The organism is Mucilaginibacter sp. P4_A11 (assembly GCF_056402535.1).
Genome location: NZ_JBFUHE010000002.1, coordinates 686,553 through 701,485, shown reverse-complemented (window position 1 = coordinate 701,485; position 14,933 = coordinate 686,553). Strand labels below are relative to the sequence as shown.

The 14,933-nt window shown below is 42.6% G+C and carries 8 protein-coding genes; 3 read left to right on the top strand and 5 right to left on the bottom strand.

Annotated elements, in window-relative coordinates:
* Nucleotides 1–3 precede the first annotated feature (3 nt).
* The 5 genes from AC1DUD_RS06905 to AC1DUD_RS06885 form a co-directional block, all read right to left on the bottom strand.
* The gene (locus tag AC1DUD_RS06905; protein WP_477372934.1) at nt 4–609 is read right to left on the bottom strand and encodes a DUF1579 family protein; all 606 of its coding nucleotides are present in this window, start codon (nt 607–609) and stop codon (nt 4–6) included.
* 174 nt (nt 610–783) lie between these two features.
* The gene (locus AC1DUD_RS06900; protein ID WP_477372932.1) at nt 784–3,651 is read right to left on the bottom strand and encodes an ATP-binding protein; all 2,868 of its coding nucleotides are present in this window, start codon (nt 3,649–3,651) and stop codon (nt 784–786) included.
* Nucleotides 3,652–3,969: 318 nt separating this feature from the next.
* Nucleotides 3,970–4,149, bottom strand: coding sequence for a histone H1 (locus tag AC1DUD_RS06895; protein ID WP_477372930.1), 180 nt, complete (start codon nt 4,147–4,149; stop codon nt 3,970–3,972).
* A gap of 124 nt (nt 4,150–4,273) precedes the next feature.
* Complete coding sequence (locus AC1DUD_RS06890) at nt 4,274–6,676, bottom strand: glycoside hydrolase family 127 protein (protein WP_477372928.1); 2,403 nt, start codon at nt 6,674–6,676, stop codon at nt 4,274–4,276.
* 28 nt (nt 6,677–6,704) lie between these two features.
* Complete coding sequence (locus AC1DUD_RS06885; RefSeq protein WP_477372926.1) at nt 6,705–9,074, bottom strand: beta-L-arabinofuranosidase domain-containing protein; 2,370 nt, start codon at nt 9,072–9,074, stop codon at nt 6,705–6,707.
* Nucleotides 9,075–9,420: 346 nt separating this feature from the next.
* On the opposite strand from AC1DUD_RS06885, the gene AC1DUD_RS06880 reads away from it, so the two are divergent.
* From AC1DUD_RS06880 to AC1DUD_RS06870, 3 genes are all read left to right on the top strand, one after another.
* On the top strand, nt 9,421–12,447 hold the full coding sequence (locus AC1DUD_RS06880) for a SusC/RagA family TonB-linked outer membrane protein (RefSeq protein ID WP_477372924.1): 3,027 nt from the start codon (nt 9,421–9,423) through the stop codon (nt 12,445–12,447).
* 25 nt (nt 12,448–12,472) lie between these two features.
* Nucleotides 12,473–13,870, top strand: a complete 1,398-nt coding sequence (locus tag AC1DUD_RS06875; RefSeq protein ID WP_477372922.1) for a SusD/RagB family nutrient-binding outer membrane lipoprotein — start codon at nt 12,473–12,475, stop codon at nt 13,868–13,870.
* Between the two features lie 122 nt (nt 13,871–13,992).
* Complete coding sequence (locus tag AC1DUD_RS06870; protein ID WP_330862118.1) at nt 13,993–14,931, top strand: dihydrodipicolinate synthase family protein; 939 nt, start codon at nt 13,993–13,995, stop codon at nt 14,929–14,931.
* Nucleotides 14,932–14,933: the final 2 nt, after the last annotated feature.

Below are 14,933 nucleotides of genomic sequence, written 5' to 3'. Positions count from 1 at the left end.
CTGTTATTTACGGGTAAAACTCAGTACGGTATCAAAAAGCTCCTTGCCATCAACGCTTTCATGCCAGTCAAGTTCATAATGATCACTGTCAGTAAATTTCAGGAGCGCGTGAAACTTTCGCATGGCTCCCGGCGGCAGGTTTGGCCGGTTCGGCGATAATGTTTCTCCATCATAAGTAATGATCTTTTTTGTTGGGTCATAAGCCCCTTCTAAAGAAATGATGCCGGTTTCAAATTCATTGTTGATATAGGAAGCAACAAATTTCTTTTTAACATTGTCGTATCCAAAAAGCATCATTTCGTGAAGGGTAATTAGTTTCCCATCCGACCATGGCATAGGAATGTCCTGGCCGGTTACCTCAGTTGTGAAATACCTTCCATCCCACAAATCTTTACCGGTCATGCTGCCTGTAAATTCTATTGGTTTGTGTCCGCCTGCAAAGGTGTGTTTGCCGGTAAATGACCATTCTCCTTTAACCTGCGCCAATAATAAGTGGTTGGCATTAGTTTTTGAAAGTTCGGCCATTTCGTTTTTATCCTGAGCAAAGGAGATGCTGGTTGTAATTACTGCCAATAAAAGAGTTGAGCAGGTCTTGAGTAAGTATTTCATGTTATAGATTTGATTTTAGCTCACCTGCAACACCCCTTGGTCAGTCGTTGCCTGGTTGAAGATATTTTTTAGGAGATATGTACAAAGGAACAGAAGCAATAATAAAATCACTTTCGAGTTTGTTGCAAATACTTTCGAATTTGTTGCATTTTAAACTTGTGAATAAATAACAAATTATATGGCGCTCACAGTTTTGGGAGCAAACCCAAAATGACGGGAGAAACTTGCCGAGAAACTGGCAGGGCTGCTAAAGCCAACCATATAAGCCACTTCAGCCACTGTGGCAACGCGGCGTTGCAGCAGCTCATGAGCATATTGCAGCCTCACAATACGGATCAACTCGCCGGGCGACTGATTAATGAGATCTTTCAATTTACGATGTAATTGGGTTCGGCTCAGCCCGATATCCCGGGCAAGCTGGTCGGCGCTGTATCCTTCTTCGTTCAAATGGCTTTCTACCGCATTGCGTACACGGGTTATAAAATCACGTTCTATCGATGGCATAGACAATGCGTCACTAAACCAGAGATCCTGTTTGCTGTAATGTTCACGTAGTTGATTGCGTACACTGATCAGGTTTTCCATCAGTGCAAACAATTCACGTTTTTCGAAAGGTTTACCAAGATAAGCGTCTGCCCCGGTTTCAATCCCCTGGATCCGGCTGTCCAAATCTGCTTTCGCTGTCAGGATAATGATGGGAATATGGCTGGTTTTTACATCCTTTTTAAGCGTGGCACTAACCCCGTAACCATCAACATACGGCATCATGAGGTCGGTGATGATCAGGTTGGGGATCTGCTCCAGGGCAAGGGTTATCCCTTCGTTTCCATCTGCAGCAATTAACACCCGGTATTTATCCGCCAGCAATTGATGTATAAAGTCCCGGAGCTCCCGGTGATCTTCTATAATCAGTACTAAAGGTTTCTCTTCATCGATGATTGGGGGGGGATGAGTATCGGTATTGGGTAATATTACACCAGGAGGAATGATCTCCGACACCGGCTCGGTCCCGGCGTCAGCAGGTTGATAAGGCATACCGATATTTACCTGTGTAAATGAGCCTTCCTGGCTTGTTATACTGATTCGCCCTCCCATCAATTCCACCAGTTCCTTTGTAACCGCCAGCCCAATGCCTGTGCCCTCGGCCGATCGGGTATCTGAAGGATCGGCCTGGTAAAATCGATCGAAAACGAATGGTATTTTCGCTTGTGAAATACCGCGGCCTGTATCCAGTATGATGAGATTGAACGCATCGCCTGATAATTCAGGATCTTTTTGCAAAATAACCTCTACCTTTCCTTCATCAGTAAACTTCAGCGCATTTGATATTACGTTAATAACAATTGCGTCCAGCTTGTCCCTGTCGCCCAGCATCCAAAGCTTTTCCTGGTGTGATGTAAAATGAAATGAAATACCTTTTTGTTTCACTAACGACTCATAAGACAGGATATGCATCCTGATAAGTGCTACGAGGTCAAGAGGTGCGCGGCTTACTTCCATCAATCCATTTTCAAGCTTATTGAGGTCTAATAATTGATTGATGAGCTGCAGTAGCCGTGATGCATTATTGACAATGAGCCTTGTATATCGTTGAACGTCTTCATCAGTATTATTTGCCATCAATTCTTTAGCCGGGTTGATGATCAACGTTAAAGGTGTTTTAAATTCGTGGGTAATATTGGTGAAAAAGTGCGATTTTACCAGATCCATCTCACGCAATTTATCGGCTTGTTCCCTGAGTTCGGCGGTACGCAGTTGTACAATTTCTTCAAGGCGCTTAGCTTCGCCGGTTATCAGTTCCCGTTTTTCAGTTTCCTGCGCAAGTGCAAGGGCCGATAGGCTTTCCACCTCCGAAAGCTTTGCGGTTAGATTTTGATTCGTTCTTTTAAAATCTATTGCAAGATAAAGCGACAAACAAAGTGGTAAAATTAATTCGCCTGCAGCCATTACAAATAGCCGCATGGAGTTAAGCTGGTAGGGCCACAAATGAAATATATCGTCCCATGCAAGGTAATAGAGTAATATAACTACTACCACACCAGCGAGTATGAGTCGCACTCCCTTCTGTTTCTTTTTGATGAGACGGGATACGGACCAAAATCCATCTAATACGAAAAGAAAGAAAACTTGGGAGAAATAATCAGACCAATACTCAATATGATTTGAAAATTTAAAAAGATAAGCTATAAAATATAAAGAGCTTACAGTAGTTAAAACAATTACTCGCCAGCGGGGAATTCGTTTATAATCAAGCGTATAAAGTAGCATTATGGCCGCCCACATCATGATGACCTTACCTTCATCTATTAATGATTGCGCAAAAAATTGTACGATGGGCGTATTTGTACGATAAAACAGGTATATCCCTATCTCGTTAAAGCCTACTAGCAGTACAAAAAGGGCATAGTAAAGATTAAGTTTTTGCTTGGGATAAAAGAGGAATAACAGAAAATGTACAAATCCTAATATAAGCTGCGCAGCTGCGCACATGAGCATATAATTAAATCGCTCATTGGCGGTTCGTATTTTTGGAGCGAGTTTTTGGTAATCGCCTATCCAGGTCTGGAAGCCGTAAAAGTCGGTATAAACCTCAAAGAAATTGGAATAGTGGATAGTGATAAGATGCGGGTGGGTGTCGGCAAACCAGATTGGGATCAATTCTCTCCTTGCGGTCATTGCTTCCATTGCTTTTGCCGAATTGCCAACCGTGCCATAGCCACCAATAGGTTTCCCGTCCAGAAAAATCTCTGAAGCGCCATCGTGATTGATGCGTAATGATAGTTTTTTATTTACTAAACCTGTGTCGGCCCTGATCCACGAACCAAACCAGCCTACGCCGTGCCATCCGCGGGGGGCATTTTGATTTCCGAACCCCGTATAATGCAAGGTATCCCAGCCGGTTGTACTTACTTCGTGTTGCCGGGCTTTGGGTAATTCGCCCGGATGAAAAAACCAAAGCGAATCATTAAAATAGATCTCATGTGCTGCACCAAAACTACGGGAGTGTAACAGAATAGTATCCTGTGCATACGTGCTTTTCACAGCACACGCTAACAGCATGCACAATAAAAATGTACACCAACGGGTAAGCCTGTTTGAAAAGATACTTCCGTGATACATGAAATTAACAACTCGATCTGTGATAGTCAAAAATAATATTTTGACATGGGTTACCAATCTTGAACACCATTAAGTGCTTATGGTTTTGATAATTAGTATAATTATTGAGAAAAAATGAAGGGTAATGTGAAGCGCTGGTAAACCACGTACGTGGATGTTTGGCCAGATCACTATAAACAGAAAAAGCGGGTACATGGAAAAACCAGCCCCCGCTTTATCTAAAAACATTTCTGACAGTAATTATGCTGCAGAATTTTTCTTTTCAGTAACCTCTTTACGGATATCCGTAGCCAGCACTTTTAATTGTTGCATAGCGTTACGCAGCCTTGTTCCGGCAGCTTTGTTACCTTTTTCATAAAAGCTTGCCGCGTCAGCTTCTGCTGCTGCGATAACTTCTTTCACTTTTTCAAAATTTACCATTTTTTTATTTTTTAAGGCCGCAAATGTAGCCAATATTAGTTTACAGGCAAATGAAGTAGTTAAACAACAAAGCCTTTCTGCTTTTTTGAAACGGAAAGGCTTTGTTGTTATTGCAGGTAGTTATTTATTTAACCGCCCATTCATGAATGCCGGTTGAGTTATCAACAGGTAATTGAATTTCCATTTTCAAAGCGGTAGTTGCAACCGGTTCAAATGAAACCACGTTAAAACCGTCCTTACTTACGGTGTAAGGCGTGGTGTTTTTTACCGGAACCCACTGACCGTCTTTTTTATACAGGATTTTGTATGATACCGGGATGCGGCAGCCGCCCCATGGCCCATCATCATACCAGTAAACTTTCGATTCACTTACCGTATGCTCAGCATCAAAATCATACTGCACAAACTCATTGGTGTTTTTAGCGGGCCACCAGTGTAGGTATGGATAGTTGGTATCTTTTGAATCGGCTGGTTCATACTGGTCTTTAATGGCAGCAAACATGCGTACGTTTTTTAACGAAGCACTAACTTTACTGGTGCTGGCAATGGTAGGTGCCGGTTTTGGGCGTACTGCCGAAGCTTCATACGGGATCCAAACAGTCATTTCACTTGGCCCACGATTGGCCCAGGCGTAGTAGGGGATAGCCTTCACCATTTGATCTGTTTGTAAAATGCTGTCGGTTTTAAGCTGGCGTTTGGCGCTTTTTCCTTCAGCACTGATCACGTCAACACCATTGAGCAGGTCGGCATGATAATTAGCGTCGGCAATGGCGTTTTTATTGATCAGAATGTTTTGTACCAGGCTATCTTTGTTATCCGGACCTTCAAGGCAATAAACGATAGGGCCGCGTTCAAAGGCAAACCTGCCCCTGTCGTCCTTAACCTGTTGGTTAGCCAATACTTTTTCAGTTTCCATTGGTAACAAAAGGGAAACTTTATCACCTTTTTTCCAGGTACGTTTTAAGACGGCATATCCTTTTTCGGTTTCAAATGATTTTGCCTGCCCGTTGATCATCAGCGTAAGCGGAAAGGATTTTTTATCCATGAAGGTGTACAGGTCGCCCGGTACAGGTTGTTGCTTAGCCCAGCCGGGGATGCGTACCCTTAAAGTAAATTCGCCGGTTTTGTCTGGGTTAACGGTAATATCAACCCGGCCTTTCCATGGGTAATCTGTTTGCTGTACAATGTTTACGTTGCCCTCAGTAAGTTTGATATTACTTGAGTTGCTCATGAACAGGTTAATGTACAGGTCGTTTTTGTTTTTAGCATAAACATACCCAGGTAACGATGGTAAAAAGCGGGTCATGTTACTGATACAGCAGGCACAGCTGATCCAGGCACTGCGCTGGTGCTGGAACATAGATGCCAGCGGGTTGGGGTAAAAGAACCTGTTACCGCTTAGCGATACACCTGACAGCAGGCCGTTATAAAGCGTTCTTTCCAGCACGTCGATATATTTTGAATCACCATGCAGTAAAAACATCCTGTTGTTCCAGTAAACGTTGCCAATGGCTGCACAGGTTTCGGCATAGGCCGACATGTTAGGCAGTTGATATGCATCGCCAAAAGCTTCGCCGGCACCGGTTGCACCAATACCGCCGGTTATGTACAATTTTTTGGTTACTACATCGCTCCAGATATCATCAATGGCAGCCAGGTATTTGGTATCGCCGGTAAGTGCAGCAATATCGGCCATACCGGTGTACATATATGCAGCACGTACCGCGTGACCTTCTGCTTCATGCTGGTCAATCACTTTTTTATTAGCCTGGTTATAGGAATCGCCTTTTGGGCCGCGCACATCTAAGAAGAATTTGGCCAGATCAAGGTATTGCTTGTTGCCCGTAACCCGGTACATTTTTGAAAGGCCGATCTCTACTATCTGGTGACCCGGATATTCTTCAATTTTACCCGGCCCAAAGGTTTTAACCAATAAGTCGGCATTTTTTATAGCAATGTTGAGCAGCGTGCGTTTGCCGGTTGCCTGGAAGTGAGCGACGGCTGCTTCATATAGGTGGCCACAATTATACAGTTCATGGCTCAATATTTCTTCATTCACCCAGCGTTTGTCGCCAATCCATTCATGAGGCTTTTTGGCGTTAACTGTCCTGAAAGTATAAAGGTAACCATCAGGCTCCTGAGCTGCCCCAATAATAGTGATGAGGCTATCGATGGATTTGTCAAGCTGAGGGTTCTTTTTGTTTTGCATTGAATAGGATGCACCCTCAATGGCCTTGTACACATCAGTATCGTCAAACGGAAACTCGCTTAACTTATCACCATCCAGTTTTTTAGCTGCACGTAAAAAGTTATCCATGCGGCCATTGGCTTTGCATTGCGCCAGTACATAAGGAATGGTAACTGTAGCGTTTACCTCCATTTTAGGCTGCCAGAAGTTATCATTTACATGTACACTGGTAAATGCAACCGGTTGGATGGGATAATCCTTCTGCTGCGCCAATAGTGGGCTTGTGAGCGCTGCCAATGACAGGGAAAGCAAACAGGCCGTTTTTTTTGTATTGATCATGATCTTAAATTTCTTTGTTGATTATTGCTTAGTTTTTAACCATCCGGCTACCGTAAACAGGGCCTGCACTATTCTCTTTTTGCGGCAATAGCTTAACAGTTACCTTTTGTTTGCCTTTTGTTAGCTCAATAGGGAGGGTGTAGCTGATATCATAAAAGCGGCTTTCCTTGTACTGGTTCAAATCTTCAGTAGCCAGTTTTACGCCATCAATCAGGATATCAAATTTTCTGCCGCGGTTGTCCATGCCCCAATAGCTATTAATGAGCGTATTTTGCTCATTGGCATCAACCTTCATTTCGTATTGCAGGTAGCCGCCGTTTTCTGTCGACCGCCATTTCTTTTGATGGTCTTCGCCGGTAATAGCGTTTTCACCGCTGAAGTTATGGTCGCGCTCGGGCTGCATTTCGCCTATGCGTAAAATATCCATGGTGCGGGCTTCCAGTTCCTGCTGTTTTTTCTTTTGCTCATCATACGCTTTTTGCTGCACAACCCAGGCCTGTGGGGTAAATACGTCCCAATAAACAGAATAGTATTCATTTTGAGTTTGATTGAAAGGGATCAATGTAACTTCCTCAGGCTTTGAAATATTCACCGTGCGGAAGCTCAATTGTTTTTTATCAACCATCTGTAGCCACTGGTTAGGGTCGGTTTCGCTGGTCACAAACACAGGAACGCCTTTCAACGGATCAGGCTCGGTATTGCCTAAAACGCCTGCAAGCAATACAGGGCCGTAAAACACGGCACGCCTGTTAGCATTATCGGGCATGGCTTCGGTATAAAGCTTTTCGGGTGTTGTAAATTCAATTTTATCGTTGTCGTTCCATTTGCGGTTTAAAACGATATAGCCCTGGTCATCCGTTGTTGCTGTTTGCGCTTTTCCGTTGATGCTGATGGTGGCATTATTAGTCCATTTTGGTTTGCGGACGCGGATAGCCAACGTAACAGGCTTTTTGGTATTCACCGTAAATGAGATGTGATCATCATTAGGGAAACTACTTTCTTGCTTTACCGATAAGCCTTTTGAAGCCCAGTTAAGCACCGATGGGATAAACAGGTTTACATATAAACTGCCATCAGCGCCTTTAAAGTAGATACTTTCGTTGTATTTAACATGGTTTTCCATGCCCGAACCAACGCAGCAGGTAAAATCATCAAAAGGAGTGCTGTAATGTTTGGTTCCGCCCATTCTTAGCGGTACAAAGTAGCACATCATCCCATCAGCATGGTTTTGAGAGGCGAGGATGTGATTGTATAGCGCTTTTTCATAATAATCCATCAGCATGGCCGAAGGTTCAACCGCAAACAAATGCCGGGTTAATTTCAGCATGTTGTAGGTGTTGCAGGTTTCGGTAGTGTTTTCGGTAAGCTTATCGTTCAGCTTGTCAGCATCGCTCAGGTATTCATAATTACTGTTGCCACCAGTAGCATAAGAATGATGGTTTACTATGGTTTCCCAAAAGAAATCGGCTATGGCTTTGTCTTTTTTATCGCCGGTAATTTCATACCTGCGTGCACTGGCTATAATTTTAGGGATCTGAGTGTTAGAGTGTTTGCCCTGTAGTATATCCTGTTTTTGCGACAGCGGGTCAAGGATCTTTTTATCATAAAATTTGTACGATAGCTCCAGGTATTTTTTATCGCCGTTGATGGAGTAAAGATTGACCAATGTTTCGGCCATGCCGCCGTATTCGCATAGCAGCATTTTTTGCAGTTTTTCGTCATCAAGGTTTTTGATGGTTTCGCCTGTCCAGTCGGCCATGCCTTTACATACTTTTAAGGCCTCGGCATTATTACAATATAAATAAGCATCAAGCAAACCTGCCATAACCTTATGCACCGTATACCATGGCGACCAGCCACCATTCAGGTCGAACCCACGCGAACGGATATCGCCTTTGGCAACTTCGGCCCAAACGGTATCTTCTTTAGGGATAGCTCCTACGTAACCGGTTTTACGGGCAACCTGGCATTCATCAAGCTCTTTAACTATATAGTTTACACGTTTTAAAAATTCAGGATTACGGGTTGACGCATAGTGCATGGAAATAGCCGACAGGTAATGCCCCATCGTATGCCCGGCTAAACCTGATGATTCCCAGCCTTCGTACATTTTACCTTTTGGTTTAAGGCCCGAATGTGAGCGGAAGGCCGAAAGTAACCTGTCGGGCTCTATAGATAACAAGTAAGCCGCATCAACATCCATGGCTTTTTTAAAAGGGCTCTCCAGTAATTGAACATCCTTTAAATTAAATGAATAAGCTTTAACCGGAACCACCGGTTTTATTTTTATCCGGGTGTCGTTCCATTCGGGTACGTAGGATTGTGCCTGTATTGTTTGCGCCCCCGCTAAGCAGGCCACAAGGCATAAGTTCAATTTAAACCACTTTTTTATTAGCATGATATATTCGTGTAACTGTAATAATAACTATCAACTAAATTAGTGTGCTTTGCACAAGTATTTTGAATGATATTTTGCAGTTGATAGCAGGATTTTACCCGTTTTTTTAACGTATTGGTTGTTTATAGTAAGTTTCTAATTAACGAAAGAGGCCAGCCGGCAAAATATTAACGTATTTACCAATTTTATATAAATATAATATCAAATTAATGCTATTGTAACAGGAATGTTAAGATATGGGCAGTATTGGCAAATTTCTTAAAAAAATGAGGGGCGTTGCGCGGATAGTTTTACGTGTCTGAAATACAGCGTGTAATAAATAGTCTTTAACCCCAAAATTTAATTTATGAAGTTTAAACAATTACTAAAGAGGTTCATTTTGCCTTTACTAAGTGTGTTTGTGTTTTGCTACAGCACTTACGCGCAAACGGTAACATTAAAAGGAAAGGTAACCGACGAGAAGGGCGAGCCTATAGCCGGCGCTTCTGTTAGAATAAAAAATACAAGCACAGGCTCAGTTACCAATGCCGGTGGTTTGTTCAGCCTTAGTTATACCGGGCAAGGAACATTAGTTATAACTGCCATCGGTTTTACCGGGCATGAAGTTAAGTTAACTGGCCAAACACAAGTTAATGTAGCTTTAGTAGAAGACAATAAGGTGCTTAACGAAGTTGTTGTTACCGCACTTGGTATAAAACGCGACAAAAGGATACTAACCTACAGTACCCAGGAAATTAAAGGCGATGCGCTTGTGCAATCAAAGGAACCCAACCTGGTAAATGCCTTAGCTGGTAAAGTCGCCGGTGTGCAGGTAACAAGCTCATCGGGTACGCCAGGAAGTTCAGCAAGGATCGTAATCCGTGGTGGATCTTCAATTTACGGTACTAATGAGCCTTTAATGGTTATTGATGGTGTGCCGGTTGATAACACAGAAACAGGTAATCTTAACTCAGGGCCGGGAACTAACCGTATTGCTGATATTGATCCATCTATTATAGCCAGTACCAACGTATTGAAGGGCGCAGCTGCTACCGCGCTTTATGGCTCAAAAGGAGCAAATGGCGTTATTATTATCACAACTAAAAGCGGTGGCCTGACTAAAAAACCACTTATAACTTTTACATCTGATTTTTCTTTTGAAAATCCATTATTGCCGCAAATTCAAAGCAAGTATTCGCAAGGCACAAACGGTATTTACTATGATGGTGTAAATCAAAAAACAAGCACCTCATGGGGAGCCAAAATGGATACCCTGAAAATAAACGGGCAGCCTGCAAAGGTTTATAACCAGTCTGATCTGTTCTTTAAAACCGGTCATACTTATAACAATACTGTAAACATTGGCGGCGGCAATGACAATTCTGCTTACCTCGTTTCGTACTCAAATTTAAACCAGCAGGGTACAGTACCAACAACCAAATTTTTGCGTAATACCTTCTTTGCAAAATATAGTGCGCAGGTGCTTAAAAACCTGAATACTACCTTTCAGTTAAATTATTCCAATTCACAAAATGACAGGCTGCCTGAAGGTTACGCGTTGGAAAGCCCGGTTTGGACAATTTTTACAGCGCCGGTTTCATATAATTTGCAGCCTTATTTAAATGCCGATGGAACCCAGCGTTTATACCGTTTCTCCAGAAATAACCCATACTGGGTATTGGATAACATCAAAAATCATTCGGGCGTTAACAGGTTTTTACCAACTTTTACTGCCGATTATAAACCTTTACCATGGTTAACCATTACTGAAAGGTTTGGCGCTGATATTTACACCGAAATGGACAGGTACCATGAATCAACCCAATCGGTATCAAACCCCAATGGTAGGCTCGTTGATCAGAATATTAACTATCGTCAGTACAACAACGACCTGTTGATCAGTGCAAATAAGCAATTTGGTGATTTTAATTTGGATGTTGTTTTGGGTAATAACCTTATCTCAAACTATTCAGAAAATACATATGCAAATGGCGTAGGTTTAACTGTACCTGGTTTGTATAATATGGCTTCGGCATCAACAGTTACTTATAAAGAGGCTTCGTACTTACAACGCAAAGTTGGTTTTTACCTGCAATCAAACATAGAGTATAAGCGCTTCCTTTTACTATCGTTAACAGGAAGGTATGATGGTAATTCGGTATTGTCGACAGACCATAGCTTTTATCCGTATGGCTCTGCCGCCGGTAGCTTTATCTTCTCAGAATTTTTTAGCCCGGAATTTTCTAAAGTGATGAACCTGGGTAAAGTAAGGGTTTCATATGGTACTGTTGGAAATGACGGCAGCATAGGTGCATACAGTTTATTAACACCATATAATAGCGCAACTATACGTAATCTTATATTCCCTTATGCAGGGCAGGCCGGCTTTTTGAAAAGTGATGTACTTGGTAACCCCAATCTGAAAAACGAACGTATTAACGAGTTTGAAGCAGGGTTTGAAGCTGGTTTTTTTAATAATCGTATCAGCCTTGAAGCCTCATTCTACAGCAAAAAAACAATTGATGGGATCATCCCAACAGTGGCCCTTGCGCCATCAACAGGTTATGCTTACACAAGTGTAAATTCGGCTATAATGCGTAATAAGGGTATCGAAATATTGTTAAATATTACGCCGGTAAAAAGCCGTGATTTTAACTGGGACCTTACCTTGAATTTTACACGTAACCGGAATAAAGTATTATACATTGATAAAGACCTGTCATTGATTAGCAATGGCTTTACCAATGTTGTAGTTGGGCAGCCTTATGGTGTGATATACGGTACCCGCTACGCCCGTAATGCTGCAGGTAAGTTGTTGATTGATGATACAGGCCTTCCTTATGCCGACGATACACAGGGTATAGTAGGTAATATTAACCCTAACTGGCTTGGTGGTATCAACAATAATTTCAGGTACAAACAATTCATTTTCAGTTTCTTTTTTGATATCAAGCGCGGGGGAGATATCCAGAACAACGTTGATGGCTACGGCTATTTTTATGGTACACCAAAAGTTACCGAAAACCGTGGCTTAAGGGTGGTTGATGGTGTAAATGCAACTACTGGGCAGCCAAACACTGTTGCAGTTAACGGCCAGACTTATTATCAGCGTGCAAACGGCGTTTTGGAATCTGTTATTCAGGATGGCAGCTATGTAAAACTGCGTAACGTAAGTTTAGGCTATACTTTAAAGCCATCATGGTTAAGCAGAAGCCCTTTCAAATCGGCAACATTTAGTGTAACCGGCCGCAATCTTTGGATCCATGCTCCGCATTTTACCGGCGGCGACCCCGAAGTTAGCTCATTTGGCTCTTCAAACGGATCACAGGGGATCTATTCATTCTCAACTCCAACTTCAAGATCAGTTGATTTTAGCCTGAAAGTTACCCTATAATTTAAATCATTAATAAGAAATTGTCATGAAAAATAAATATATCACGTTAATAACATGCGCGTTGGTAAGCTTTACGGGCTGTAAAAAATACATTAATGTAAACCAGGACCCCAACAGGCCTATAGATGTTAAGGAAGCGCAGGTCCTTGCCCCGGTTGAGGCAGCCATATCGCAAAATATTAATGCCGCGGGTGGCGGTAACCTTGCCATAGTATTGCAGCAATACCTGCAGGTAATAGCTTTGAATCAGGTACCGCCAAATTTTGGCACCTACCTCATGTACCACCAGGATATGGATGGTGACTGGTACAACTTCTATACGCAGGTGATGAATAACCTTGTACTGTTAAACAAAAAAGCAGAGGCCGATGGCAACGCTAATTACGCTGGCATATCAAAAATATTACTCGCATACACGCTTGGCTCGGCTACCGATGTCTGGGGCGATGTGCCGTTTTCAAAAGGCTTTCAAGGTATTGCAAACGTTGCCCCGACTTATGATAGCCAGGAATCGGTTTATGGGCAGATTCAAACCCTGCTTGATAATGCGATTGCCGATATTGCTAAAAACACAATTACGGTACCTACGGGCGATGATTTTTACTACGCCGGCGATATGAAGAAATGGAAAAAGGCGGCTTATACATTAAAGGCGCGTTATTATATGCACTTGACCAAGGCTCCGGGGCATACGGCAGCAGCGCAGGCACAACTGGCCCTCACTGCCCTTGAAAACGGTATGGTAAGTAATGATGACGACATGAAAATGCCTTTCAGCGGTGCAGCAGGTGCTGAAAACCCTTGGCAGCAAAACTTTTTACCGGGCTCAACACTGGTACTGGCATCAACATTTGTTGATGGTTTTGCAACCAGGAAAGATCCCCGCTTATCAAAAATGGTAGCTCCTGCAATTGAAGGTGGTTTATACACCGGAAGGGTGATCGGCTCGGACGATATTGGTAGTTTGGAGTCGTATTCATTGGGTGGCGCTTTTTATGCAAGCACAAACTCAAATAACTACATTGTTACTTACTCTGAAGCGTTATTTTTAAAAGCAGAAGCTACATTTGTACTATCGGGCGCTACAGCTGCACAGCCGGTTTATTCGCTGGCTGTTAAATCGCATATGTCAAAACTGGGTATTACTGATGCCGTTGCGGATAGCTACTTAACTTCAAGGGGAACGCTTACCACTGCCAACGCCATGAAGCTCATTATTGAGGAAAAGGTTGTAGCTAACTTCCTGTCGATGGAGAACTATACCGATTGGAGGCGTACAGGCTATCCGGCCTTAACCAAGGTTAAAAATGCCTTGTCCGATATTCCGCGCAGGGTGTTGTATCCTCAAACAGAAATGACTGCAAACCCGCAGCCGCAGCAAAGTGCTAAGCTTACTGACAGGGTTTGGTGGGATGCGCAATAGGCATTATTTAGCAGGCAACTTGTCCGTAGGTGGCATTATATGTTAAAATACGGTTAGTGTCTGCTAAATTGTTAAATAAACGATAATAAGTACTATTTTAATTTTGTGAAAAATAATATACAATGATAAATTTTGATTGGAAAGGCGTACTCCCTGCAGTAACTACTAAATTTACAGATAATGACGAGCTTGATTTTGATGCTTTTGATATAAACTTGAATGCCCAGCTTGAAGCAGGTGTTGACGGATTTATATTAGGCGGCTCATTAGGTGAAGCAAGCGTTTTAAGCGATGATGAGAAATTCGCTTTGCTTGCCCACACTGTTGAGTTTGTTGAAGGAAAAGTTCCTGTTATATTGAATATTGCCGAGCAAACTACCAAAGCGGCTGTTGCGTATGCTCAAAAAGCACTTGATAAAGGTGCCGACGGCCTGATGTTATTGCCGCCTATGCGTTACAATAGCGAAGCGCGCGAAACGGTTGCTTACCTTACAACTATTGCAAAAAGTACCGAACTGCCAATCATGATCTACAACAACCCTGTTGATTATAAGATTGAAGTTACTTTAGATATGTTTGCCGAGCTTGCTGCCTATGATAATATCCAGGCAGTAAAAGAATCAACCCGCGATGTATCAAACGTTACCCGTATGATCAATCGTTTTGGTGACAGGTACAAGATCTTTACCGGTGTTGATCCGCTGGCTATGGAAAGCCTTGTGATGGGTGCTGATGGCTGGGTTGCAGGTTTGGTTGATGCTTTCCCTAAAGAAACTGTTGCTATTTACCGTTTGGTTAAAGCAAAAAGGTATGATGAGGCATTGACTATCTACCGTTGGTTTTTACCAGTACTTGAGTTGGATATCCATCCTAAATTGGTACAGTACATTAAACTGGCCGAAGTTGCAACCGGTATAGGTACAGAAAATGTGCGTGCGCCGCGTTTGCCATTAATTGGTGCTGAGCGCGAAAAAGTTCAAAAAATCATAAATGATGCTCTTGCCGTAAGGCCGGAATTGCCTGTAGGCAGCTGGGGTAAATTAACCGAAGTAGCGTTATAATA